The sequence below is a fragment of the Microbacterium sp. JZ70 genome (assembly GCF_053903225.1).
Genome location: NZ_CP096405.1, coordinates 1,956,573 through 1,983,034 on the forward strand (window position 1 = coordinate 1,956,573; position 26,462 = coordinate 1,983,034).

Genomic DNA, 26,462 nt, shown 5'->3' on the forward strand with positions numbered 1-26,462 from the left:
AACGGCCGCTCTAGTGTCGGTCGCTGACCGCGCCGCGCCGATGCGGCTGGCACCTCGAGTCGGCCTGGAGTAATCCGGGCGGCACCCACCGAAGACGTTGGAGGCAACACGTGAAGAAGTATCCCGGAGCCAGAAGGAGGACTCTCGCGCTTTCGGCGACGTTCGCACTCGCGTGCGCCTTCGTGCCAGCTGTCCCGGCCGCCGCCGATCAGCCTGCCTGTGCGCAGCCGGGCCCGAGCGCGCCGATGCTCGTGACGCCGGAGTGCACCGACCCGCTCTATGCGCACCCTGTCATCGACTCGACGACGGAGGAGACTGATCCTGTGCCTCATCACCGTGTGTCCGGGCACTTCGAGGGGACAGACATCGAGTTCAACATCTATCTGCACACCGCATCGGAGAAGGCCGAATGGGATGGACGGTTCTTCCAGTTCACCTACCCCACGACGTTCTCCGCCGGACAGAGCACCGCTCGGGCCACCGACCGTGCCATCGGATTCGCATTGGCCAGTGGCGGCTATGCCGTGCAGGCGGGGAACGGATCGGTCTCGCTCGGCTATCGTCACACCGCGGCTGCGGCCAAGTTCGCCGAAGCTGTTGCGGCCGAGTACTACGGAAGCGACCGCGAGATCTTCGGCTATCTCTACGGGCCGAGCGGCGGTTCGTTCCAGACGGTGGGCGCTGCCGAGAACACGGAGGACGTGTGGCAGGGGTTCGTGCCGATGGTGCAGGCTGTCCCCACCCCGAACAGCTACAACTTCAACGGGCGCGCCGCGGCGGAGCTCATCCTCGCTGACAAGGCCTCGGAGATCCGGGACGCGCTCATGCCCGGGGGGAGCGGCGATCCGTACGCGACGCTCGACGAGGCCGAGAGCGCCATGCTCACGGAACTGCACAGGCTGGGCATTCCGTGGAGCGCCTGGGAGAACCCGGACTACCTGCTGGGCTACGACCCGGCTTACTTCGGCGGTGGACTCGACTCCGACAGCCCCCTCGCGTATGACCCGACCTATGTCGACGACTTCTGGAACGCACCGGGTTACCTCGGAACGGAAGCCAGCGCGCTCGGTAGCCGCGTGAGAGCGGAGCTCGCCGAGATGGGGGACACGCTCGGCCATCGATGGAATATCGCGAAGCGGTTCGCCTATCGGTACCAGCTCCCGGCGGCGGATGCAGGATGGGCCGCACTCGATCAGTTCCGAGACGCCGACGGAGCGCCGCTGTATCCTCAGCGCGCGGCGCGCGAGCCGAGCTTCTCCGGCGCCGTGTCCGGAAACGCGGCCTTCGACGGCTCGATCAACGGCAAGGTCGTCGTCGTCTCCAACCTGTACGACAGCGACGCCTTGCCGTTGCACACCGACTGGTACCGCAAGAAGGTCGAGCAGAGCCTCGGCGCGTCGGCTGCGGAGAGCTATCGCGTGTACTTCACGGATCACGCCGATCATCAGGATGCTCCGCCCACAGGTGAACGGGCCGCATCGCTCGTCGACTGGTACGGGGTCGTCGAGCAGGCCCTTCGAGATGTCGCACGGTGGGTCGAAGACGGCGTTCCTGCACCGGCTTCGACCCGCTATTCGATCGAGGAAGCGCAGGTCGAGGTGGCGCGCCATGTGCTCGACCGCGGCGGTCTCCAGCCCGTTGTGGAGTTCGCCTCGCGAGGTGATGAGACCGTCAAGGCGAGGACCGGCGCGCCCGTGAACCTCGTGGCTCATGCCCGCACCCCGCGCGGCGGGGGGAAGATTGTCGCGGCCGCGTGGGACTTCGAAGGCGACGGCACCTTCGTGCCCGGCGACGTGCGCACGCCAGGAGCGAATGCGGCGCTCAAGACGACGCACACCTTCACGGAGCCGGGAACGTACTTCGTCAGCGTGAAGGTCACGGCGGAACGCGACGGCGATGGCGCCGCCGAGTACGCGCTGCTGCACAATATCGATCGGATCCGGGTGGTTGTCGGAGGCTAGTGCCTGCTGTGCTCACGCGGCTGTCCTGACGGCGGCGGTCCTGATCTGGCTTCAGGACCGCCGCCGTCAGGTTGCCTTCCCGTTGCGTCTCAGCGCACCTGCAGGCGGACGATCGACTGCTCGTCTCCACGTGACACACGCACCTCGACCTCGCCCGCACCGGTGGGTCGGATCACGGCGAGGGCTCTGCCTTCGAATGTCGTGCAGGAGGATGCGTCGAATCGCTCCTCCGTGGCGGGACGCGCACTTCCGAGACCGGCGAGCATCGCCGGACCGGACACGAAGACCGACACCGTGTCGTCGGACGAGGTGACCAAGGTGCCGGCGCGATCCCTGAGCTCGATCTCGACATAGGCGAGGTCATCGGCGTCGACCCGAAGCTCGTTCCTGTCGACCGTGGCGGTCAATGTCGCTGCTCCGACGGGGGTGCGGAGGATATGAGTGCCGTCCATCACGCCGTCCGTGCGGCCGACCGCGAGAAGCTCGCCGGGTTCGAAGGGGACCTCGAAGGAGCAGCGGTACCGGCTGCGCTCTCCTGTGGGACGGACGCCGAGGGAGCGCCCGTTGAGCTGAAGTTCCACCTCGTCGGAGGCGCTGTACACCTCGATCATCACGGGCGCACCCCTGTCGAGCCCCAGGTCCCAGCTGTCGACGGTGTCGCTCCATGCCCAGTTCAGCTTGCGAGCATGCTTCCCGCGGCCATGCGGGCGCTCCACGGCGATGAAGGGTGCGGTGCGGAGCCCGAACACGATCTCGCGGTAGTAGGACGCGGGACGCCGATGTCCGGTGATGTCGATGTCTCCGCACCAGGCGAGAAGCCAGGGCCACGGTGCGAACTCGGTCTCTGCATCGGGGTCGTCGGCGTAGGTCACGCCACCGAGGCCGGCTTCACCGAGATAGTCCCACCCCGTCCACGTGAAGTCCCCGATGACGTGCGCGTGACGCGTGACGAGCGCCCAGATCTCGTCGATGTCACGAGCGAGGGTCTCTGTGCCGACGACGACCCGCTGCGGAAACCTCTCGAGGTCGCCGCGATAGCGGGAGTGCGCGTAATTGTGGCCGACCACATCGACGACGGAATGCGACTCCTCAGTCCGGTCCGTCACCTCGTCGGAGAGGCTGATCTGGTTGTAGAGGTGCTCGGTCTCGCCCGTGAGCTCGTTGGCGCCGACGTTCGCGCCGAGGTCTGCAAGACGTTCCTTGACCTCATCCATGGTGGTGGTGAGCGTCGCGACGAATCCGCTCACGCCATTGGTGAGCGGCCGCGTAGGGTCGAGCGCTCGGAGCTTCTCGGCGAGACGGCGGCCCTGCCGCGCGCCATGGGGGTTCCCTGCATCGAGGACCTCGTTGCCGATCGAGTAGAGGATGACGCTCGGATGATTCCGGTCGCGCTTTACGAGCGACTCGAGGTCTCGCTCCCACCAGTCGGGGAACGCGAGGGAGTAGTCGAACGGGTTCTTCGACTCGGTCCACATGTCGAACGTCTCGTCCATCACCAGCATCCCGAGCCGATCGCATGCGGCGAGCAGCGCTTCACTTGCCGGATTGTGCGCCGAGCGGATGGCGTTGAAGCCCGCCTCCTTCAGGATGCGGACGCGCCGCTCCTCCGCCGCACGCAGGGACACTGCGCCGAGCACGCCGTTGTCGTGGTGGATGCAGGCCCCGCGCAGTTTCAGCGTGCGACCGTTGATCGACAGACCTCGGAGCGGATCGACCGAGACCGTGCGGATGCCCGTGGACACGGTCTCGGTGTCGTCGCCTCCATCGGCGATCGCGACCTCGATCTCGTAAAGCGAAGGGCTGTCCACATCCCACAGGCGCGGCTCGACGACCGGCAATCGACAGCGCGCGATCTCGTCGCCGCCCGGATGGACGGTCACAGGCGCGCTCGACTCCGCGACGACCGCGCCCTCCGCGTCGCGAAGGCGGATCTGCACGCGCGGGGACGCGGTCGACGCGGATCGGTTGCTCACGCAGGCCGCGATCTCGACGACAGCGAGCTCCTGATCGGCCTGCAAGGTGGACGACGTGATGGAGTTCGGCGCAATGTGCACGAGGGGTTTGACCGAGAGCGTGACACCGCGGTGGATCCCGAGGCCCGAGTACCAGCGCGAGTCGAGATGCGCGCGGGCCTCGACGCGGATCGCGTTCTCCGCGCCGTAGCGGAGGTATGGATCGAGCGGGACGTCGAACGGTGCGTATCCCGACGCACGATGGCCGGCGAAGGCGCCGTTCACGAACACCACGGCATCGCGATACACCCCGTCGAAGTGCAGGGACACGCGCTTGTCGCGCCAGCTCACGGGCACCGCGAACCGCTTGGAGTACTCGACGGCGCCCCCCGGGTGGTAGCCGGTCGCGGAACCCTCGCTGCGTTCGGGCGACCGCGGGAGATCGCGCATGGCGTCATGAGGCAGGACGACCTCGGTCGCGGGGGTCAGCGCGCCGTTCAGCTGAGCGAACGGGCTGACCTTCGGCTTCACCGTCCAGGCATCGTCGAATGGCACTCGAGTCATCGGGGCTCCTCATATTCACGCGGCGTTCACACCTCACTCTGACCGATCGGACGGCAGGGCTCGTCGCATTGCGCAAAGGGGCGGGGTGCGGCCGCTGCCGATGGTGAAGTGGGAGGATCAAGGCCACCTTCGACGAGGAGATGACATGCTCGAAGCTCTGACCACCGAGCGCGCGGTGTCGCCGATCGCCATCGCGACTCGGCAGCCCCTGTTCGGATGGCGGATCGGTGGGTCGGAGACGCAGATCGCGTACGAGATCGAGGTGCGCGACGCGCAGGGTGTGATGTGGTCGACCGGGCGCGTCGCCAGCCCCGAGAACGTGGATATTCCGTATCGGGGTCGCGCGCTGCGCTCTGACGCCGACTACTCCTGGCAGCTGACGGTGTGGTTCGCGTCGGGCAGGAGTGCAGCAGAACGCGCGACCTTCGGCACGGCCCTCCTGGACGCGGACGAGCCCCGTGCATCCTGGGTCGTGCCCGCGCAGCGGAAGACCCACATCGAGCGCTACACGATCGCACAGATCCTGGCCGGCGAGGCGGGGTCGCCCCTTCCGCCCGAAGAGCGGCTTCGTCCGCCCCAGCACGTCCGTCAGATCGTCGACCTGGCGGATCGCCCTGTCCGCGCTCGGTTGTACGCGACGGCGCGCGGGATCTACACGGCGCATGTCAACGGCGTCGAGGTGAGCGACGAGGTGCTCGCGCCCGGTTTCGACTCGTACAACTCGCGGATCTCGGTGCAGTGCTTCGACGTCACCGATCTGCTGGTTCCTGGCCACAACGTCATCGGCTTGACCGTGGCAGACGGGTGGTACGCCGGGCGAGTCGGCATGTCAGGGTCGAGCGCGCCGTACGGAGATGAGCTCGCGGTTCTGTGGCATCTCAGCGCGGCATACGTCGACGGCACGGGTGAGAGATGGAGCAGCGGTGACGTCCCCGCGCGGAGCGCGCGGGGAGGCTGGGACTACGCGGACCTCTTCATCGGCGAGCGCTTCGACGCACGCCGGAAGACTGCGGGGTGGGGTGACGTCGGGTTCGACGACGCCGGATGGTCGGCCTGCACCCTCGCTCCGGCGAACCCGACCCAGCTCGTACCCCGATCGGACGAGCCCGTCCGCCGCACGCAGATGCTTCCGTGCGAGATCCGGCGTGAAGGCGACGGAAGCTGGAGCGTCGACGTCGGCCAGGTCATCGCGGGCCGCCTCCGTGTCCGCGTCCGGGCTGAAGAGGGCACCCGCATCGACATCGAGCATTCCGAGGTCATGTCGGCAGGCGGCGTGTTCTTCGACAACATCGTCGGACCCAACAAGGACCAGCGCGACGTGCTCATCACCTCGGGAGCGGTGTTCGACGAGTACGAGCCGACATTCACCTTCCACGGGTTCCGCTACGCACGACTCACGGGGGACGCGCCGTTCCTGGTGGAATCCGCCGCGGCCGTGGTGATCGGCTCCGACCTGCCGGTGACGAGCCGGTTCCGCGCGTCCGACAGCCGACTGGCGAGGCTGCACGAGAACATCGTGTGGTCGCAACGGGGCAACTTCCTCTCGATCCCGACCGACTGTCCGCAGCGCGAGCGGGCCGGTTGGACAGGTGACGTGCAGGTCTTCGCGCCGAGCGCCACGGTGAACATGGACGTGCGCAGCTTCCTCGAGCGCTGGCTTGCGAACGCGCGGGCCGATCAGCTGCCCGACGGCGTCATCCCCACGGTCGTCCCGGAGATCCCGACTCATTCGGAGCGCGTCCAGGACGACGTCCGCGGAGCTGCCGGCTGGGGAGATGCGATCGTGCTCGTGCCGTGGACGCTGTACGAGCGGTACGGCGATGTCAGAGCGCTGGAGGAGAACTATGAAGCGATGCTCGCGTGGGTCGACTTCCAGCAGAGGGAGGCCGAGGCGGCGATCCCCGGACGACTGGATGCCGAGCGCGCGTCTGCTGAGTCACTCGCGCGACATCGGGTCATGTGGAATACCGGGTGGCAGTTCGGCGATTGGCTGGTGCCGAGCGTGGTGCGCGAAGGTCTCGATCCGGTCGAGATGGCGAAACCGCGATTGAGCAGCGAGATCGTGACGGCCATGTACCACGCGCACACGACGCGCACCGCTGCGCGCGTGGCCCGTGTGCTGGGAGACCGGACGCGAGCGGGCGAGCTCGATGTCCGGGCAGACCGGATCGCCTCCGCATTCGCCGACGAGTATGTCGCCGAGGACGGCACGCTGCCGATCCCGCTCCAAGGTCACTACGTCCTCGCGCTTGCTTTCGGACTCATCCCTGAAAGCGTCCGATCGGCTGCGTTCGCGGAGCTCGTGCGCCTCGTCCACGTGGCGGCGGATCACCTCGACACGGGGTTCCTCTCGACGCCGCATCTCCTCGACGTCCTCTGGGATGGGGGCGAGCGCGACCTTGCGCGCCGTCTGCTGCTCCAGGACACCTCCCCGTCATGGCTGTATGCGGTTGCGCAGGGAGCGACGACAATCTGGGAGAGCTGGGAAGCCATCCTGCCGGACGGAACTCCGACGCGCTCGTCGATGAACCATTACGCGTTCGGCTCCGTTGACGACTGGATCATCAGAAAGATCGGCGGCATCGCCTGCGCCGCTCCGGGGTATGCCGAGATCGTCATCGCCCCCGACGTCGAGGGCCCACTGGACTGGGCGGAGACCAGCATCGAGACCGTGCGGGGAACGGCCGCCGTGCGGTGGCGGCGGTCGGGCACCGCCGTCGACATCGAGGTGGTCGTGCCCTCGGGCGCGGTCGCGCGGGTGGAGGTCGGCGATCTTCGGAGAGCCCTGAGTGCAGGAGAGCATCGTCTGCAGACCCGGATCGCCGGCACGGCTCGCTGAGCGCGATCGTCAGCCCCGCACCCGGGTCGATCCGCGCACGACGAGCTCGGTCGGGAGTTCGATGAGCGGGAACTCGGCGGCGCTGTGCTCCCGAAGCTCCTTGATCGTCTCCACCGCGCGCGCCGCCATGGCCGCCATCGGCGGGCGCAGGGACGTGAGCGGAGGAGACGCGGTCGCAGCGCGCGGTTCGTCGTTGTATCCGACCACGCCGATGTCCTGCGGGATGTCGCGGCCCAGCAGAGCCGCCACGCGGTAGGCGACGAGTGCCATCTCGTCGTTGCAGGCGAAGACCCCGACGGACGATCTGTCACGGGTGAAGGCCCGCACCACGCTTTCATCGACGGGAGCCTCGGTCCAGACCGAGTTGACGAGGGTCACGTCCGCGGCCGGTCGTCGGTCGGCGAGCGCCGCGAGGAAGCCCTCCCTGCGCGCCCGGCCGAATCGGTACTGCGGGACACCGTTGATGAGCACGAAGCGCTCGTAGCCGCAGTCGGCCAGGTGGGTTCCGGCGTCGTAGCCGCCCTGCCAGTCGGTCGTGCCGATCGCCGGGAGGGATCCGTCCGGCTCCGAGCGCGGATCGAGCAGCACGATGGGCGTCCGGAGCCCCTGCAGCTCCGCGAGTTGACGTGTGGTCGGGTGGAGGATGCCGATGATCACGCCCGACGGCCGTCGCGTCGCGACGCGCGCTGGCCAGTCGTCATCGGGTTCCGGCCGCTCGCGAGTGAGAACGAGATCGAAGCCCGCCGCAAACGCGGCATCCCGGACGCCGGAGGTCATCGCCTCCTCCCAGTCGTCGTGGAAGTCGCCCACGACGAACTCGATGAGCCGAGGATCGAGTGTGGTCGGACGACCGCGTCGCGATGCCATGCGCTGGTAACCGAGCGCCTCCGCCGCATCGAACACGCGTGCCCGTGTCGTGCGCGAGAGATCGCCTCGACCGGACAGCGCGCGGGATGCCGTCGCGATCGAGACTCCCGCGGCCAGCGCGACGTCCCGCAAGGTCGCGTCGGGACGAGAAGCCGTCATCGTCGCCTCCTTCGAATTGCGCAACGAGCCGAGCGTAGTGGCGACGCTGATGGCGGACCAGTGACGAGGGCTGTTTCGCTCGCTTCTTGCGCAAAAATGGGCCCCCGCATTGCCGCATTTCGATGTCGACACCTAATCTCCGAGAGGCGGGTGCGCCGACACAGCCCGATGCTCTCGGCCCCGCGCCCTCTCGCCAAGAGAGCTCGACAAAGGAGTTGACATGCAACGCACTCGTTCCCGGACAGCGGTCGCCGCCGGCGCAATCGCCGCATCGGTGCTGGCACTCGCCGCATGCGCACCCGGCAGCCCGCAGACCTCCACGGGGGAGAAGGACACCCTCGTCCTCGGCATGACCGCCGACATCCCCGGACTCAGCCCGCTGATCCAGCCGTCCTACCAGGGGTGGTTCGCCGACGCCGTCTGGGACTCCCTGCTTGTCTGCGACGAGACCGGGACGGCTTCGCCCCAGCTCGCTGAGGAGTGGGAGTACAACGCCGACCAGTCGGCTGCGACCATCACCCTGCGTGAGGGGGTCACGTTCTCCGACGGAAGCGCTCTGGACGCAGAGGACGTCGTCGCGACGCTGGCCGAGGTCGCAGACGTCAACGCGCGCTTCGCGGGTGTCTCCGTCGACGTCGCCGACCCGCACCACCTCACCATCACGTTCCCGCAGCCGATCCCGACACTCGACATCCTCATGTGCGAGGTGGCTGTCGCGTCCGCGGACCAGATCGAGGCGGGAACCCTGGACAGCGAGGTCGTGGGGTCGGGGCCGTACATCTACGACGCGAGCGCGAGCACGCAGGGATCGACGTACACGCTCACGAAGAACCCGGATTACTGGGACCCCGACACCTATCCGTACGAGAACCTCGTCATCAAGGTGTTCACCGACAGCACGGCCGGTGTGAACGCGCTGAAGACGGGCCAGATCGACGGCATCCTCGGCGACGCGTCCACGGTCGACGAGGCGAAGAGCTCGGGGATGGAGGCCGTGACGCTGCGCGGCGTCACGACACGCCTGCTGCTCACCGACCACAACGGCGAGAAGATCGAGGCACTCGGAGACGTGCGCGTCAGGCAGGCGATGAACATGGTGTTCGACCGGGAGGCGATCGCCGAGGACCTCTATCGCGGCTACGCCGACCCGGCGTACCAGATCTTCCGCGAGGGGAGCGACGCCTACCTCGAGGATCTGACCGAGGATCCGTACCCCTACGACGTGGAGGCCGCGAAGGCCCTCATGGAGGAGGCCGGGTACGGCGACGGCTTCACGCTGAAGATCCCGTTCATGGAGGGACAGAACCACGATCTGCTGTTCCCGTACGTGACCGAGCAGCTCGCGCTCCTCAACATCACGGTCGAGCAGGTGAACCTGACGGGCCCCGATGCGATCAGCGAGCTGCTCAGCGGCGAGTACCCGGTTCCGCTGTGGCAGCTCGGCAACTTCGGCGAGTCGCTCCAGGACATCAAGGACTACATCCTCGTCGACGGGATCTGGAATGTGTCCCACCAGCCGGACGCGACGATCGACGCCCTGTGGCAGCAGATCCTGACCGGCTCGGATGACGAGAAGGTCGCGGCGCAGCAGGAGATCAACCAGTACGTGATCGACCAGGCGTGGTTCGTGCCCATGGCCTACCCCGACGGGTTCTATCTGCACTCGCCGGAGATCTCGATTCCCACGATGTCCGACTTCTCCGCGCTGCACCCGCTGCTGCGCGACTTCCAGAAGAACTGATCGACCGACGGGCCCCAGTCATGCTCCGCACCATCGCCATCCAACTCGCTCGCGCCGTCGGCGTGCTGCTGATCGTGAGCCTTCTCACCTTCTGCATGATGTTCAGCGACGGCATCGGAATCGCTCGCGCCGTTCTCGGCGTGACCGCGTCCGACGAGCAGGTGGCGGCGTACGCCGTCGAACTGGGGCTCGATCGGCCGCTGGTCATCCAATACGCCGACTGGCTCGCAGGCGCCGTGCGCGGCGATCTCGGCGCGTCCTTCCTCACGGGCCAGGCGGTGACCGATGCGCTGTCGAACCGCGTACCGGTCACGCTCTCGCTCATCGTGCTGACGATGATCCTCACGGCGGTCATCAGCGTCGTCCTCGGCGTGACGGCTGCGCTCTACGGCGGATGGGTGGACCGCGTCGTGCAGTTCATCGCCGTCGTCGGCGCAGCCGTCCCGCCCTTCGTCCTGGGGATCGGGCTCGTGTTCGCCTTCGCGATCGCTGCCCCTCTCTATCCCGCGACCGGATACATCCGCCTGACGGATGGTGCGCAGGGCTGGCTCTGGTCTCTCACGCTTCCGGTTGTCGCGCTCCTGTTCGGCGCCATCGCGAATGCGGCATCGCAGTTCCGCGGATCGGTGCTCGATGCGCTGTCTCAGGACTACGTGCGCACGCTGCGCTCGCGCGGAATCCCCGAGAGAGCCATCCTCTTCCGCCACGTCCTCCGCAACGCCGCCGGCCCCGGCCTCGTCGTGCTCAGCCTGACGACGCTCGGACTGCTGGGCGGCGCCCTCTTCGTCGAGGCGCTGTTCGCTCTCCCGGGCGTCGGCCAGCTGGCGAACACGGCGGCCCAAGCGGGTGACGTCCCCATGGTGATGGGCACGGTGATCTTCACGATCGCCCTCGTGCTCGTGGTCAACTTCCTCGCCGACCTGCTCGCGGCGGCGCTCAACCCGAAGGCGAGGGCACGATGAGCCTCGATCAGCACGCTGTCGACCCCGCTGCGGATGGAGCCGCTGCCGTCGAGCGGCGCGTCCCCGCCCGATCGACGGCTCGCTCCCTCTTGCGGAACCCGCTCGCGGCCATCAGCGCGGCGTTCCTCGCGGTCGTCGTCCTCGTCGCCATCCTCACTCCGTGGATCGCGCCGTACGGGCCGAACACGACCGACCTCGGCGCGACCAACGCGCCGCCGTTCAGCGACGGCCATCTCTTCGGCGCTGACGCATCCGGGCGCGACGTCCTCTCCCGCCTCATGTGGGGATCACAGCAGACGGTGGTCGCGTGCCTTCTCGTCCTCGGGATCTCGGTCGTGCTCGGCCTCGTGTTCGGCCTCATCGCGGGGTTCTACCGCGGCCGGGTGGAGGCCATCGCGAACTTCGTGTCCGACGTCATCATGTCGCTCCCCGGCATCGTGATGCTCATCGCGCTCTATGCCCTCACCGGTCCGAACATCCCGGCGGCGATGGCGGTCTTCGGAGTGATCGTGGCTCCGTCGTTCTACCGACTCGTTCGGTCCGTCGTCGTCTCCGTGCGCTCGGAGCTCTACGTCGACGCCGCGAAGGTCGTCGGTCTCTCCGACGCGCGCATCATCGGACGACACGTTCTCTCCGCCGTGCGGGCACCTGTCATCGTCCAGAGCGCCTTCGTGCTCGCGACCGCGGTCTCCATCCTCGCGGGCGTCGACTTCCTGGGACTCGGCGACCCGTCCCAGCCTTCGTGGGGCCGCGTGCTCCAGGAGGCGTTCAACAACATCTACACGAACCCGGCGAACGTGATCTGGCCGGCGACGTTGATCACGATCACGACGCTGTCGTTCATCCTCCTCGGCAACGCCCTTCGAGACACCCTGCAGGCCTCGAACCGCAGCGCCGTGCTGAAGCCGGCCAGGCGCCGCGCGGTCGAGCGCGCCGCGCAGGACAAGCGCGTCGCCGGCGTCAACGATCTCACCCCTCCGCAGGACGTGATCCTGTCGATCCGGGGGCTCCGCGTCGGCTATCCGAGCTCGAGCGACGAGGTGCGCCCGGTGGTGCACGGGGTCGACCTCGACGTCCGGCGGGGCGAGATCCACGGCCTCGTGGGCGAATCGGGGTCAGGGAAGTCGCAGATCGCCTTCTCGACACTCGGGCTGCTGCCGCGTGAGGCCGTCGTGCTCGAGGGCAGCGTCCACTTCGAGGGGCGCGACCTCCTGGCTGACCCGGCACGCATGCGCAAGGCCCGGGGACGACGGATCGCCTACATCCCGCAGGAGCCGATGACGAACCTCGATCCGTCGTTCACGGTCGGCGCGCAGCTCGTCTACGGTCTCCGAGCCGCGACCGGGGCATCTCGCATCGAAGCGCGGGCACAGCTCCTGTCGCTGCTGGCGCGTGTCGGCATCCACGAGCCTGAACGGGTGATGCGGCTGTACCCCCACGAGATCTCGGGCGGCATGGCGCAGCGCGTGCTCATCTGCGGTGCTGTGGCGTCGGGACCCGATCTGATCGTCGCCGACGAGCCGACCACGGCGCTCGACGTCACGGTCCAGGCCGAGGTGCTCGAGCTTCTGCGGGAGCTCAGCATCGAGCGCGGACTGGCGATGATCATCGTGACCCACAACCTCGGGGTCGTCGCCGACCTGTGCGACCGAGTCAGCGTGATGAAGGACGGGCGCATCGTCGAGAGCGCGGCCGTAGACGCGCTCTTCGCCGCACCGCAGCACGAGTACACGCAGGACCTGCTCGCGGCGTCGCGCCAGGTGGAGCTGAAGGAGGCCAGCGCATGAGCGAGCAGCTGCTGACGGTCGAAGACCTCGTCGTCCGCTATGGCGGACGGCGAGGCGGGAAGACCGTCATCAAGGGCGTCACGCTCGATCTCCACGCGGGCGAGACCGTGAGCCTCGTCGGCGAGTCGGGATCAGGAAAGACGACCATCGGGCGCGCGATCCTCGGCCTGGCGCCGGTCACGGAGGGACGCATCCGCTTCCGGGGACAGGACATCTCCCACATCTCGCGCGGCCGACGACGCCAGGTGGCGCGCGACATCCAGGTCATCTTCCAGGACCCCTACTCCTCCTTGAACCCCTCGATGACGGTCGGCGCCATCCTCGTCGAGCCGCTCCGCGCCGCCGGCGTCGAGAACGGAACCGCTCGCGTCCGCGAGCTTCTGGACGCCGTCGGCCTCCCGTCGGACGCGATCGCACGCTACCCGCGCGAGTTCTCCGGTGGGCAGCGACAGCGCATCGCGATCGCGCGCGCCCTCGCGCTCGACCCCGCCGTGATCGTCTGCGACGAGCCGACAAGCGCGCTCGATGTGACCACGCAGGCGCGCGTGCTCACGCTGCTGCGCGACCTGCAGAAGGAGACCGGCGTCGCGTACCTCTTCATCAGCCACGACCTGGGTGTCGTGCACGCCATCAGCGATCGGATCGCCGTCCTGAAGGACGGCAGCGTCGTCGAGTTCGGCGACGCCCACCAGGTTGCGACCGCTCCGCAGCACCCGTACACGCATCGCCTCCAGATGTCGGCGCCCATCGCCGACCCGCCACGGCAGCGAGCTCGGCGTGCGGAGCGCCTGCGCGTGCTCGCCGAGAAGACGGGGGCGCTGCCGGTCTTCGAGTCCCCGATTTCCCCCACGATCGCTCACTCGAAGAGAGGCTCTGAATGAGCTCGCTTTCCACCTCCCCGCCGGACGCGAGTCCCTCCCTGCAGGCGACGGAGAGGGGGCAGGGGGCCGTCGGCGACCGGCACGCGCGGAGCTCTGCGGTGCAGCCCATCCTCCCGGGCTTCCACCCCGACCCCTCGATCTGCCGCGTCGGCGACGACTACTATCTCGCGACGTCGAGCTTCGAGTACTTCCCAGGCGCACCGATCTTCCACAGCCGAGACCTCGTGCAGTGGACGCAGATCGGCAACATCCTCACCCGGCGCTCCCAGTTTCGAGCGGGCACGACGGGGCCGTCGACCGGGATCTACGGCCCGACCCTGCGCCACCACGACGGCCGCTTCTGGTTCGTCACGACGAACGCGAGCGATTTCGCCGCGGGGCAGCTCATCGTCCATGCTGCCGACCCCGCCGGGCCCTGGAGCGATCCGGTCCTCGTGCCCGAGGCGCGCGGGATCGACCCCGATCTGTGCTGGGACGATGAGGGGCAGGCCTATCTCACCTGGCACCTGCTCGACTTCGAGGTCGGCGGACAGGGCATCCTCCAGGCGCCGATCGACCTCGAGACGGGGCGCCTCCTGGAGCGCGCGTATCCCGTCTGGCAGGGAAGCGGGGAGCCGACCGCGGAAGGACCGCATCTCCACAGACGGGGCGAGTACTGGTACCAGCTCGTCGCCGAAGGCGGAACCGAGCGTGGCCACTGCGTGAATGTCGCCCGCTCGCGAAGCCCCCGTGGGCCGTTCGAGCCGTGCCCGTCGAACCCCGTCCTCACCCACCGAGGCATGTCCCATCCGGTTCAGAACACCGGGCATGCCGACCTTGTCGAGCTGCCCGACGGACGCTGGGCCGCGGTCTACCTGGGGGCGCGACCGAAGGGGTCGACTCCCGGCTTCCACGTGCTCGGCCGTGAGACCTTCCTCGCGGGGATCGAGTGGGTCGACGACTGGCCGATCTTCGTCGAAGGGGCATTCGACGTACCCCCTCCTGCGACGGCGTTCCGGGACGACTTCTCAGACGCGGCGCTCGATCCGCGATGGGTCGTCCCTGATGGCGATCCGGCCGACGTGGTGGAGCGGAGCCCGGACGGCGGCCTGATATTCCGGCAGGGTGGCGTCGCGGGAGCCTTCCTGTGTGCTCGGGTGAGAGACCTCGAATGGTCCGCGGAGGCGGTCGTCGCGGTTGCCGGGAGCTTCGGTCTGCGCATCGACGACCGGCACTGGTGCGGCCTCGTCCTGGAGGAGCGCCGCGTCCGTGCGCTTGTGCGGATCGGCGATATACGTCAGGAGCTCGGCGCGGTCGACGTGCCCGACGTCACGACGCTGAGGGTGCGCGCGGTCCCGCCGCGCACGCCTCAGGTCCCGTTCGGCTATGCCGGGCCGGATGACATCGTGCTGTCGGCCGAGACGGGCGAAGGCTGGGTGGACCTCGGTCGGCTCGACGGGCGGTACTTCTCCACCGAAGTCGCTGCGGGCTTCACCGGTCGGATGCTTGCGGTCGGCTCGCCCAGACGAGAGGGTCGTGTGCTCTCGATCTCGTACGACCCCGTGGGTGGGCCGTGAGCTGATGGCCTCCGGCACGGAGGAGCTGAACGCGGCATTTGCGCAACGAGTCGCCGACGCGGCGCGCCCCGCACTACGGTCTACTGCGGGTGCTCCCGCCCGAATGGTCGCGCTGGTCCCCTCCTGCGCGCCCGCGGGGACGCCGACACCGGGGTACTCCGTCTGGACTTCTGCCATGTCCCGCCTCCGCCTGCTTCCCAGCACCTCGCGCCGTCCGCACCGCACCGCACACGTGCCAGCGGACGAGCGACCGCTTCCTGTCCGCGCCCTCGTCGCCCTCGCCGGAGCGATCTTCGTGTCGATGACCGTCGAGTTCCTGCCCGGCGGGCTCCTTCCCGCGATCTCGCGCGACCTGGACGTGTCCGTCGCCGCCTCCGGGCAGCTGGTCTCCGTCTTCGCGGCGACCGTCATCGTCTTCACGGCGCCGGTCGCGGCACTCACTCGTCGCGTGGACCGTCGCCGACTGCTTGCGATCGCGCTGGGAGTCATCGCGCTCTCGAGCCTGGCGACCGCGCTTGCGCCGGGATACGGATGGCTGCTGGCGGCGCGGGTGCTCGGGGGCGTGGCCCACGGCGCGTTCTGGTCGGTGGCTGCCGCGTACACCGCGCACCTCGTGCCGACGGCGCAGCTCGCGCGAGCGACCGTCATCGTCTCGGGCGGCGGCTCGCTCGCGGGGATCCTCGGTGTGCCGATCGGAAACGCCCTCGGGCAGCTCGTCGGCTGGAGATGGGCGTTCGTCGCGCTCGCGGCAGCCGGAGTCGCAGCACTCGCGGTCCTGATTCGCGCGGTCCCACGGATCGCGCCCGCAGCCGATCCGGCCCCGCGTCGCCATCGCGACGCGACGCTGCCGCTCATCCTCGGCATGTGCGCGCTCATCGTTCTGACCGTGCTGTCGCAGACGGCCTTCGGGACGTATCTGACGCCATGGCTCGAAGCCGAGGCAGGATTCCCCGCCGCGGCCATCCCCGCATATCTCTTCGCGACCGGCCTCGCGGGCGCGGTCGGCCTCGCCGTGAGCGGTGCCGCCGGCGACCGGTATCCGCGCGCGACGCTGCTGGGCGGTCTCGCTGTGGTGCTCGTGAGCCTGATCCTGTTCGCGCTCGCGGTCGACGCGCCGACGATCGCTCTCATCGCTGCTGGGCTGGTCTGGAGCGCGGGGTTCGGAGCGGTGTCGCCGCTCCTCCAGGCGCGAATGATGCGGATCGCGTCGGAGCGTGCGCGTGGCACGGCGGCCGCGCTCCAGACCGTCGCCTTCAATGTCGGGATCGGCGGTGGCGCCGTGATCGGGGGAGGGATCATCGCCGCATGGGGACTCGGGTCCCTGCCCGTCTTCGCGATCGCCGCGACGGCGGTCTCGCTCACGGCGATCGCGATGACGATGCGGCGCCCGCTGCGCTGACCTACTCGTGCCAGGTCACCTCGAAGTCGTGCCGGCCCTCGCCGACGATGAGGGCGTCCAACCCGGGGAGGTCGACGACCGCGCTCGTGCGCGGCGGCACCGTCGCGCGAACCCGCAGCACCCCGTCGTCGACGGACCATTCCACCGCGGCGCGTCCGTAGGGCGTCTCGTGGGACGTCGCAGCCGATCGCACGTCACGGTGCGGTCGAGGCGCGATCCGCAGCCGCGTCCATCCCGGGGCGAGTGAGGACAGCCCGCCCACCGTGCCATGAAGCCACGACGCGACCGATCCCAGGGCGTAGTGATTGAACGACGTCATGCCGCTGGGGTTGACGGAGCCGTCGGGAAGGAGGGAGTCCCATCGCTCCCAGATGGTCGTCGCACCGTGTTCCACGGCATACAGCCACGACGGCAGCTCGGTCTGGAGCACGAGCCCGTAGGCGTCGTCGACGGCGCCGACCTGGGAGAGTGCGTCGAGGATGATCGGCGTTCCGACGAATCCGGTGCCGATGCGGTGGCCAGTCGCGCGGACGAGCTCGACGAGGCGGCGACCGGCGCTGCGCTCGGAATCGGGGCTCTCGAGGAGGCCGAGACTCAGGGCGATCGCGTAGGCCGTCTGCGAGTCACTCGACAGGCGACCGTCGGGTCGCAGGAACCTCGTGCGGAACGCCGCGCGGATGTCCGCGGCGAGCGACGCGAACCGAACGGCGTCAGCGCCCTCGCCGAGGATCCGCGCCGTCTCGCCGAGGAGACGCGCGGAGTTCGCGAAGTACGCGGTCGCGACGAGTGCGGGGTCGGTCGCTCCGTTGGCGGCGTCGTCCGCGGGCGCGGTCGGGTCGAGCCAGTCGCCGTACTGGAAGTCGCCTTCCCAGATGCGGGACGGACCGACGCGCTCGTCGACGAATTCGACCCATCGCCGCATTGACGTGTACTGGGCGGAGAGGATCGCCGTGTCGCCCGTGGCTTCGTACAGTGCCCAGGGAACGAGCACGGCAGCGTCGCCCCAGACAGCCGTCGGTGAGTTCTTGAACAGGGGCGAGTCTGGGGCGTTCGCGGGAAACGGCACGAACGGGACGAAATGGGGGATCGAGCCCTCCACTGTCTGCTCGAGCACGACATCCGTCAGCCAGGACTGCAGCAGTGCCGTGACATCGAACAGATACGCCGCGGTCGGCGCGAACACGGCGATGTCACCGGTCCATCCGAGGCGCTCGTCGCGCTGCGGGCAATCGGTCGGCAGCGAGAGGAAGTTGCCGCGGGTCGACCAGACGACGTTCTCGTGCAGGCGATCGAGCCCCGGGTGCGATGTCCGGAACTCTCCGATGCGACGCATGCGCGAGTGGATGACCACGGCGCACACGGCATCCGGGTCGATCGGTCCTGACCATCCTGTGATCCCGAGGTAGCGGAATCCGTGGAAGGTGAAGGCGGGCTCCCAGACGGAGGGCGAGCCGTCGGACGTGTACCAGTCGGTCGCCTGCGCCGACCGCAGCTCTGCGACGGCGAGTTCTCCGTGCTCGAGCACCTCGGCGTGGCGAAGGCGCAGCGTGGTTCCGGCCGGGAGATCCACGTGGATGCGTGCCCGACCGACGAGGTTCTGACCGAAGTCGACGACCGTCTCGCCCGACGGCGCGGTCCCGATGCTCACGGGCGCGAGCGTCTCGTGGCGGCGGGAGGGCGGGAGCAGCGCGGGGGCGATGCGATCGCCGGGGACGTCGGTCTCCACGGCGCGCGCCCAGGTGGCGAGCTCGTCGCGGGTGAGTGCGGGCAGCTCGTGTCGGGCGTCGTGGACTTCGCCGTCGTAGATGTCCGAGCGCAGGACGGGACCTGGCGCGCTCGCCCAGGTGCTGTCCGTCGCGATGCGCGTCTGGGCGCCGTGGACGTCGGCGATCTCGAGCTGCGCGAGCACCGCCGGGGCGTCGCCGTAGAGACCGCGCTGCTGGAAGAATCCCACGCGGCCGGCGTACCAGCCGTCGCCGAGCCGAAGCTCGATCGTGTTGTCGCCCGAGACGAGAAGATCCGTCACATCATGCGTCCACGCCAGATCGCGGTGCGCGTAGCTGTACCAGCCGGGTGAGAGCACATCCTCTCCGAGGACGGCGCCGTTCACGCGGATCTCGCCGACTCCTCGCCAGACGACGTAGAGACGTGCGCGCTGCGCCGGAGCGTCGATGCGGACCATCTGCCGCAGAACGGGTGCGCCGCTCGCCGATGCCGCGCCGCGGATGAAGCGGCCCGACCAGTCCTCGGGCTCGAGGAGGCCGGCCTCGACGGCGAGTGGCGCACTCCAGTCCGAGGGGCCGGAGGACCGGATGGCGCGCACGCGCACCGTGCGGATGTCTCGCGACCGCAGAGGAGGCGCTGGCCACTCCTCGAGCACGCAGCCCGTGGTGGTCGCTGTCCACGTCTCGCTCTCCGAGCTCACCTCGAGTTCGAAGCGTTCGGCCGGCTCGGCACCCATCTCGCGCCACGACAGACGGGGCGCGCGCTCCCCGATACCGAGTGCGTCCAGCCGGTGCTCGACGCGCAGTTCCGTCGGCGCGTCGCTCTGCGCGTCACGCACGGGTCAGCCGGACAGCGATGAAGGGCTTGGCGGGCAGCTGCACGCGCGTGCGGCCCGAATGCTCGCCGGGGACGGGGTCGATCGTCATGTTCCAGGTGTCGATGACGTCGATACGCGCGGTCATCCCGTCGGGGATGAGGACGTCGCGGAACCTCGGGCGTGCGCCGCCGAAGGAGATCAGGATGTACTCGTCGGGGACGCCGCCCCACGCGGCGTCCCAGTCGGAGGGCAGGGGATCGATGCGGCCCGTCGGGGACTGCGCGACGATCTCGCGCAGGAAGGCGAGACGCGGGATGCTCTCGCCGCGCAGGTCGCCGCCCTTGGCCCAGAAGATCACCTCATCGTCGGCGTAGAAGGTCTCGCCGTGCGAGAGGTAGCCGCCGCGCACGGTGCCTTCCCAGAAGCGGCGCACGACCTCCTCGGCGGTGAGATTGCCCCAGCCCTGGTCGAGGTCGCCTTCGTAGCCGAACTCGTCGACGATGACGGGCTTGTGCCACCGGGTTCGCCAGCTCGCAACGAGCTCTCCCATGCGGTAGCCGCCGCCCTGGATGCTCGCGTGCGTGGCCCAGCCGGCTGAGTAGTCGAAGATATCGATCCAGTTGTGGATGGAGCGGGGGTGACCGACGTGATCCTCCGCCGCGACGAGTTCGCCGAGGCGGTTCCAGTCGGCGTCGTCCTTGGTGGTGAGAAGGTCGTACTCGTTCGCGAGGGACCACCAGACGTTCCGGAACGCGGCGAGGCGGCGAACCACATAGGAGACGTAGCGATCGTCGATCACCTCGCCCATGCGCGAGAAGCCCCAGCGGTCATACGGATGGAAGAGGATGAGGTCGGCCTCGATCCCGAGGTCGGCGAGCTGCGCGATGCGGAGCTCGAGGTGCTGGAAGTACGCGACGTCGAAGCGCTCGGGATCCCATCCGCCGTCCGCGCGCGCGAAGGGATATCGATCGGGCTCATTCGAGTTGTAGAGGAAGTCCTTCGGGAAGAGTCCCATCCGCACCTTGTTGAACGGGGCTTGCGCGAGGCTGCCGAGCGTGCGCTCCTGGAGCTCGTCGTCCTGGAGCGTCCAGACGTACGCCGTCGTGCCGACGGGGGCGAACGGCGTGCCGTCGCGATGCGCGAAGTGCAGTCCGTCGACGTGCACAGGGCCATGCGAGCCATCGGCTTCGGCGGAGACCTCTCCCTCGATCCCGTCGAGCGAGCGGGAGGTCGAATGCGTCGCAAACGTCCACGTGCCAGGCGCCGGGGGCAGGAAGCGCGCCCGGTAGGTGCCGTCGCCGTCGTAGAAGCCACCGACACGCACCGACGTGCCCTCCCGGCGGAACTCGACGGCGAGTTCGACCTCGACGAACGGGTTGCCGTGCGACGGGCCGTCGAACACGAGCTCGACGGCACCCGGCGCTGCGGACTCCGCGACGCGCGCGCCGGCGCTCGCACGCGCGGTTGTCGCGGATTCGTAGTCGTCCGCGGGCACGACCTGACGTCCGTCCGCGGGCCGCTCCGAGCGGTCCTCGAACGCCGCGAGCTCCTCGAGGATCGCTGTGACGCGCGGATCCTCCGCGCCCAGCACGAGCCCGAGGATCGGTCCCGTCGGGAACCCGACGAGGTCCTTCAGGAGAGGGGCATCGAGCACGTCGGGGGCGATACGGGCGACGACGTCGCGCGTGTCCGGATGATCAAGCACAGTGGCGAGCGGCGTGCGGCGGGTGATGTGGCGCATGGTCGGAACTTCCTCGTAGGACTCAGCCCGGGGCGGCGTCAGCGCCCGGCCGGACCAGGCTAGGTGCATCGCCAACACTGCGCTGGCTGGTTGCGCAAAATAGTGCCGACTCCGCTGAGCTCTGACCGGCGCGGAGCCGTCTCCTCACTCCGCGACGAGACGGACGGCCATGAAGGGGCGGCCCGGCAGGTCGACACGGAACGCGCCCGTATGGGCGCCGGGCACGCGCTCGACCGTCATGTTCCATGTGTCGATGACGTCGATGCGCCAGGGCCGATCGCCCGGGAGCACCAGGTTCCGGAACCGCGGGCGGTTGAAGCCGAAGTACCCGACCAGGTAGCGATCGGCGACACCGCCCCACGGGACGTCCCAGTCGCTCGGCAGCGGATCGACGACGCCGCCGGGAGCCTCGCCGACGATCCGGTCGAGGAAGGCCATGCGCGCGGGCGCATGGCCCTTCAGGACCCCGCCCTTCGACCACCAGAGGACCTCATCGTCGGCGAGGTAGGTCTCGCCGTGCGCGACGTACCCGCCGCGGACGGCACCCTCCCAGCACCGGCGGATCAGCTCCTCTGCGGTGAGGTTTCCCCACCCCTGGTCGATGTCCCCCTCATAGCCGACCTCGTCGATGACGACGGGCTTGCCCCAGCGGATGCGCCATTCGTCCGTGAACTCGGCTGTCCGGTAGACGTCCTGGCGCTGGACGCTCGCATGGGTGATCCACGGCCTCGAGTGGTCGTAGAAAGGACGGCAGTTGTGGATCGAGAGGAGATGTCCGTGCGGGTCCTCCTCGACGACGATCGCGGCGAGCCGCTCCCAGTCCTCCTCGCTCTTCGACCAGAGCAGGTCGTACTCGTTCGCCATCGACCACCACACGTTCGCGAACGCGGAGAGGCGGCGCACGACGTAGCGCACGACGCGGTCGTCGACGGCCGGGCCGAGATCGGCGAAGCCCCAGCGATCGTACGCGTGGAAGAGGATCAGGTCGGCCTCGATCCCGAGCTCGCCGAGCTGGCGGATGCGCGCCTCGAGCCGACGGAAGTGCGCGGGGTCGAAGCGCTCGAGATCGAACCCCGCCTCGAGCGATCCCAGGAACGGGAAGTCGTCGGGCTCGTTCTCGTTGTAGAGGTACGACTTCGGGAACAGGCACATCCGCACCTTGTTGAAGGGGGAATCGGCGAGGGTGCGCAGGGTCTCCTCCTGCAGCTCCTCCGGCTGATGCGTCCAGGCGTACGCGGTCGTGCCGACCGGCCGGTAGCGGTCGCCCTTCGCGTGGCGGAAGTGGAAGCCGTCGACGACCACCGGCCCCGGCGCACCGGACGCGACGACCGTGAAGCCCCCTGTCACCCCGTCGAGCGAGCGCGCGGTCGAGCGCGTCTCGAATGTCCAGTCGCCCTCCTCGTCAGCGAGGAGGCGGACGATCCAGACGCCCTCGCCGTCGTAGAACCCGCCCGCGCGGAGTTCGCGGTCGCCGTGTCGGAACACCGCCTCGAGCTCGACCTCGAGGTACGGGTTGCCGTGCCGTGGGCCCTCGAGCCGGACTTCCGCGACTCCCCAGCGCGGAACGGGGGACGCGACCGCTGCGGGCGCGGACGAGCGGGGAGCCGAGTCGTAGTCGGGGTCGGGCGCGACCGCGGGCAGGTACTCGCGCTTCGCGTCATCGCCATCCTCGATCGATGCAAGCGCGGCCCAGAGCCGCTCCCGCTCCGCGGGGTCCTCGAGCTGCGGGACGAACCCCACGAGCTGCCCGAGCCGGGCGCCTCGGTACTGGGTCGCCATGGGCGACGCGGCGATCCCCGGCAGGAACGTCTCGAGCACCGCGCGAGCGGCTGGGCTGTCGAGTGCGTCTCCGAAGGCGGACGAACGGTGGAAGGGCATCAGGTCTCCTGTCCTGCGGCCAGCAGGGCGCGCCGTTGAGCGCGGCGCTCCTCCTGACGGTCCGGGTCGGGAACGGGCGCGGCCATGAAGAGGCGCTGCGTGTAAGGATGGACCGGGGCCGACGTCACCTGCTCGCCGTCCCCCTGCTCGACGATCTCACCCCGGTACATGACCGCGACGCGATGACTGATGTGACGGACCACGGCGAGGTCGTGGGTGACGAAGAGGTACGCGACGCCCGTGCGCTCCTGGATCTCGATGAAGAGATCGAGCACGCGCGCCTGCGTCGAGAGATCGAGCGCCGAGACGGGCTCGTCGCACACGATGAGGCGCGGCGACAGCGCGAGGGCGCGGGCGATCGCGATGCGCTGCCGCTGACCTCCCGAGAACTCCCTCGGGAGCCGCGTGCGGGCATCCGTCGGCAGACCGACCTGGTCGAGGAGGTCGCGGACGCGTGCCTTCGCCTCGCCTGCGCTGACACCCTGGACGCCCAGCGGCTCGGCGAGGATCTGCTCGATCGTCATCGCGGGATTGAGCGACGAGTACGGATCCTGGAACACCACCTGGATCTCGCTCGCGAGCCCGCGTCGCTCCGCGCGTGAGAGGTGTGAGATGTCACGGCCGTCGTAGACGACCGCGCCCTCCGTCACCGGCGCGAGGCCGAGGACGGCTCGTCCGAGGGTCGTCTTGCCCGATCCGGACTCCCCGACGAGTCCGACGCACTCCCCGGGGCGGATGTCGAGGGAGACGCCCTTGAGCGCCCGGAACGGCTGGCCGCGCAGCCCCTTGCCCGGATACTCGACGACGAGGTCCGTGATCTCGAGGAGGGGAGCATCGTGGATCGGGGCGCTCATCGCGCACCTCCTGCCATCTGAAGCGGACCGCGGGCAGGACCCTCGTCGAGGATCGCCTCCAGCAGTGTCCTGGTGTACGGATGCTGAGCGTTCCGGAAGATCGCGCGCACAGGACCCTGCTCGACGAAGCGGCCGTCCTGCATGACCGAGACCCGGTCGCAGAGGTCGGCCACCACCCCGAAGTTGTGGGTCACGAGCAGCATCGCCATGTGGCGCTCCTCCTGAAGACCGCGCAGCAGATCGAGCACCTCGGCCTGGACCGTGACGTCGAGTGCCGTCGTCGGCTCGTCTGCGATGATCAGCTCGGGATCGGTGGAGACCGCGCCGGCGATGAGGACCCGCTGCGCCATCCCGCCCGAGACCTGGAACGGATAGGCGGCGAACGTGCGCTTCGGGTCGGGGATCCCGACGCGGTCGAGCAGCGAGAGCGCCTTGTCCGTCGCGTCTTTCGAAGACATCCCGAGTCCGACGCGGAGCGGCTCGATGAGCTGGGAGCCGATCGTGAACGAGGGGTCGAGGTTCGACATCGGCTCCTGCGGGATGTAGCCGATGCGGCGCCCGCGGACATCCGTGTAGGCGCGCTCGCCGACCTGCGTGAGCTCGATGCCGTCGAATGCGATCGTGCCCGCTGTGACGCGCCCGCCACGCGGCAGCAGCCCGAGCACGGAGAACGCCGTCTGGGTCTTGCCCGAGCCGGATTCCCCGATGAGCCCGTGCACCTCGCCCTTCCGCACGTCGAGCGAGACGCCGTGCACGACCTCGATGGTCGAGCCGTTCGGCTGGTCGTATCCGACGCGCAGGTCGCGGATGCTGAGGAGCACGTCGTGCGTGCGGAGGGCCGATCGCGAGTCCTCCTCGTGCACGACGACCGGCGCGGTCTCGAACACCGGCGGCTCGTCGAGGTCGACGGGCGCATCGGCGCCGCTCATGGCGAACGACGTCGTGACCGCTGCGACCGATCCGGTCGCTCCCGACACGGCGCGGCGGCGCCGGCGTCGGACGGACACCGTGCGCTCGAGCTCGTCTCGCATCGCGTTCGCGAGGAGCGTCAGTGCGATGCACGTGAGCGCGATCGCGAGCGACGGCCAGAGCATGAGGATCGGCTGGGTGTAGATCTTCGTGAAGGCGTCATTGAGCATGGAGCCCCACGTGGGCACGGCGAGGTCGCCGAGCCCGAGGAACTCCAGGCCCGACTGGATGGCGATCGCGATGCCCGCGATGATCGCCGACTGGATGAGGATGGGCGCGCGCACGACGTTGAGGATGTGCCGGCCGATGATGCGGCCGTCGCCGAGTCCCGAGACGCGCGCGGCGTCGACGTAGAGCTCGCCGCGCACGGAGGTGACGCTCGCGTAGACCAGGCGGAAGAATGCGGGCGCCATGAGCACGCCGAACACGAGCATCGCGATCCACACGCTGGGACCGAGGACAGCGCGGGCCGCAAGGAGCACGACGATGCCGGGCATCGCCATGACGAGCGAGGTCACCCAGGACGAGACGGCGTCGAACCAGCCCTGATAGTAGCCGGCGACCAGTCCCGACAGCACGCCGATGACGAGAGCCGTGACCAGTGCGACGAGCGCCGACGCGATCGAGATCTGCGTCGCGGCGAGAAGGCGCGACAGGACGTCGCGCCCTGCGGAGTCCGTGCCGAGCAGATGCGCGGCGCTCGGGGCCTGCAGGATGGCGGCGATGTCGGAGTAGTGCGGGTCCTGCGGGGCGATCGTCGGCCCCAGCGCCGCGGCAAGCGCGATGACCGTGAGAACGGCGAGCGACACGACGGCGAGAGGCCGGCGGAGCAGGCGCCGGAGGAGAGCGGGGGTCGGGGTGGCGTTCATGAGAGTCGCACCTTCGGGTTGAGCGCTGCCTGCGCGAGGTCGATCGCGAGATTCACGACGACGACGATGATGGCCGTGATGACGACGATGCCCATCACGACGGGGATGTCGCCCTGGGTCGTGGCCGACACCGCGAGCTGGCCGATGCCGGGCAGGGCGAACACCTGCTCCACGATCACCGCGCCGCCGAGCATGCCGATGAACTGCACCGCGAGCACGGCGAGCGCGGGCCCCGCGGCGTTCCTCAGCACGTGCCGGTACACGACACGGTTCTCCGGCAGTCCGCGGCTGCGGAGCGTCCGGACATAGTCGCGACTGAGGGCGTCGAGGACCGACCCGCGGATCTGCTGGGCGACGGTCGCGATCGCGCCGATGGCGAGGGCGATCACGGGCAGCGTGATGGACGCCAGCCAGCCGCCGAGCGATGTGGCGATGGGCGTGTACCCCGTCGCCCGGAACCACCCCAGGTTGATCGCGAAAAGCAGGACGAGCCCGAGCGCGATGAGGAACCCCGGAACGGCGAAGCCGACGACGGCGAGGAACTGCACGAGCCCGTCGACCCAGCCTCCCCTCCTCGCGGCGAGGACGCCGAGCACGACCGAGAGCACGGCGGCGATGAGCGTCGAGCCGATCACGATCGAGAGCGTGACCGGGAGACGGGTCTCCATGCTCACGGTGACGTACTGGCTGCTGAACCACGAGCGTCCGAGGTCGCCGGTGAGCGCGCGGGTGAACCAGTCCGCGAACTGCTCGACCAGCGGGCGATCGAGGCCGAGCTGCGCGGCCTTGGCTGCGACCGTCTCGGCCGTCGCACTCTGGCCGAGGATGCGGCGCGCGATGTCGCCGCCCCCGAGATAGAGCAGCGTGAACGCGACGACCGAGATGACGACGAGCATGATGGCGCCGGAGAGCAGGCGCCGGGCGATGAAGGTGGGCATCTT

At 69.1% G+C, this 26,462-nt stretch carries 16 protein-coding genes; 8 read left to right on the forward strand and 8 right to left on the reverse strand.

Features of this window, described 5'->3' with window-relative positions; all coding sequences use genetic code 11:
* Nucleotides 1-110: 110 nt before the first annotated feature.
* Nucleotides 111-1,961 carry a PKD domain-containing protein gene (locus tag M1D46_RS08895; RefSeq protein WP_456285339.1) on the forward strand — a complete coding sequence of 617 codons (1,851 nt, stop codon included), beginning with the start codon at nucleotides 111-113 and terminating at the stop codon, nucleotides 1,959-1,961.
* Between the two features lie 89 nt (nucleotides 1,962-2,050).
* Here the strand turns inward: M1D46_RS08895 and M1D46_RS08900 are convergent, their stop codons facing one another.
* Entirely contained in the window at nucleotides 2,051-4,477 is a 2,427-nt protein-coding gene (locus M1D46_RS08900; protein ID WP_456285340.1) for a glycoside hydrolase family 2 TIM barrel-domain containing protein, read from the reverse strand.
* Nucleotides 4,478-4,622: 145 nt separating this feature from the next.
* On the opposite strand from M1D46_RS08900, the gene M1D46_RS08905 reads away from it, so the two are divergent.
* On the forward strand, nucleotides 4,623-7,316 hold the full coding sequence (locus M1D46_RS08905; RefSeq protein WP_456285341.1) for a family 78 glycoside hydrolase catalytic domain: 2,694 nt from the start codon (nucleotides 4,623-4,625) through the stop codon (nucleotides 7,314-7,316).
* Between the two features lie 9 nt (nucleotides 7,317-7,325).
* Here the strand turns inward: M1D46_RS08905 and M1D46_RS08910 are convergent, their stop codons facing one another.
* Nucleotides 7,326-8,342, reverse strand: coding sequence for a LacI family DNA-binding transcriptional regulator (locus M1D46_RS08910; protein WP_456285342.1), 1,017 nt, complete (start codon nucleotides 8,340-8,342; stop codon nucleotides 7,326-7,328).
* Nucleotides 8,343-8,562: 220 nt separating this feature from the next.
* On the opposite strand from M1D46_RS08910, the gene M1D46_RS08915 reads away from it, so the two are divergent.
* From M1D46_RS08915 to M1D46_RS08940, 6 genes are all read left to right on the forward strand, one after another.
* Nucleotides 8,563-10,083 carry an ABC transporter substrate-binding protein gene (locus M1D46_RS08915; RefSeq protein WP_456285343.1) on the forward strand — a complete coding sequence of 507 codons (1,521 nt, stop codon included), beginning with the start codon at nucleotides 8,563-8,565 and terminating at the stop codon, nucleotides 10,081-10,083.
* A 20-nt stretch (nucleotides 10,084-10,103) separates the two neighbouring features.
* The gene (locus M1D46_RS08920; RefSeq protein ID WP_456285344.1) at nucleotides 10,104-11,045 is read left to right on the forward strand and encodes an ABC transporter permease; all 942 of its coding nucleotides are present in this window, start codon (nucleotides 10,104-10,106) and stop codon (nucleotides 11,043-11,045) included.
* Nucleotides 11,042-12,832, forward strand: a complete 1,791-nt coding sequence (locus M1D46_RS08925) for a dipeptide/oligopeptide/nickel ABC transporter permease/ATP-binding protein (protein ID WP_456285345.1) — start codon at nucleotides 11,042-11,044, stop codon at nucleotides 12,830-12,832. Before M1D46_RS08920 ends, M1D46_RS08925 begins: the two co-directional genes overlap by 4 nt.
* Complete coding sequence (locus tag M1D46_RS08930; protein ID WP_456285346.1) at nucleotides 12,829-13,713, forward strand: ATP-binding cassette domain-containing protein; 885 nt, start codon at nucleotides 12,829-12,831, stop codon at nucleotides 13,711-13,713. The genes M1D46_RS08925 and M1D46_RS08930 overlap by 4 nt, the downstream gene beginning before the upstream one ends.
* 98 nt (nucleotides 13,714-13,811) lie before the next feature.
* Nucleotides 13,812-15,269 carry a family 43 glycosylhydrolase gene (locus M1D46_RS08935; protein WP_456285347.1) on the forward strand — a complete coding sequence of 486 codons (1,458 nt, stop codon included), beginning with the start codon at nucleotides 13,812-13,814 and terminating at the stop codon, nucleotides 15,267-15,269.
* 175 nt (nucleotides 15,270-15,444) lie between these two features.
* Nucleotides 15,445-16,668, forward strand: a complete 1,224-nt coding sequence (locus M1D46_RS08940) for an MFS transporter (protein WP_456285348.1) — start codon at nucleotides 15,445-15,447, stop codon at nucleotides 16,666-16,668.
* 1 nt (nucleotide 16,669) lies between these two features.
* Here M1D46_RS08940 and M1D46_RS08945 read toward each other — a convergent pair whose 3' ends face one another.
* The 6 genes from M1D46_RS08945 to M1D46_RS08970 form a co-directional block, all read right to left on the reverse strand.
* Complete coding sequence (locus tag M1D46_RS08945; protein ID WP_456285349.1) at nucleotides 16,670-19,231, reverse strand: family 78 glycoside hydrolase catalytic domain; 2,562 nt, start codon at nucleotides 19,229-19,231, stop codon at nucleotides 16,670-16,672.
* Nucleotides 19,224-20,951: a DUF5605 domain-containing protein gene (locus tag M1D46_RS08950; RefSeq protein ID WP_456285350.1), complete on the reverse strand. Its 1,728-nt coding sequence runs from the start codon at nucleotides 20,949-20,951 to the stop codon at nucleotides 19,224-19,226. Before M1D46_RS08950 ends, M1D46_RS08945 begins: the two co-directional genes overlap by 8 nt.
* A gap of 144 nt (nucleotides 20,952-21,095) precedes the next feature.
* Nucleotides 21,096-22,829: a DUF5605 domain-containing protein gene (locus M1D46_RS08955; RefSeq protein WP_456285351.1), complete on the reverse strand. Its 1,734-nt coding sequence runs from the start codon at nucleotides 22,827-22,829 to the stop codon at nucleotides 21,096-21,098.
* Nucleotides 22,829-23,683 carry an ATP-binding cassette domain-containing protein gene (locus M1D46_RS08960; RefSeq protein WP_456285352.1) on the reverse strand — a complete coding sequence of 285 codons (855 nt, stop codon included), beginning with the start codon at nucleotides 23,681-23,683 and terminating at the stop codon, nucleotides 22,829-22,831. The genes M1D46_RS08955 and M1D46_RS08960 overlap by 1 nt, the downstream gene beginning before the upstream one ends.
* Nucleotides 23,680-25,521: a dipeptide/oligopeptide/nickel ABC transporter permease/ATP-binding protein gene (locus M1D46_RS08965; protein WP_456285353.1), complete on the reverse strand. Its 1,842-nt coding sequence runs from the start codon at nucleotides 25,519-25,521 to the stop codon at nucleotides 23,680-23,682. Before M1D46_RS08965 ends, M1D46_RS08960 begins: the two co-directional genes overlap by 4 nt.
* The gene (locus M1D46_RS08970; RefSeq protein ID WP_456285354.1) at nucleotides 25,518-26,459 is read right to left on the reverse strand and encodes an ABC transporter permease; all 942 of its coding nucleotides are present in this window, start codon (nucleotides 26,457-26,459) and stop codon (nucleotides 25,518-25,520) included. Before M1D46_RS08970 ends, M1D46_RS08965 begins: the two co-directional genes overlap by 4 nt.
* Between the last annotated feature and the right edge of the window lie 3 nt (nucleotides 26,460-26,462).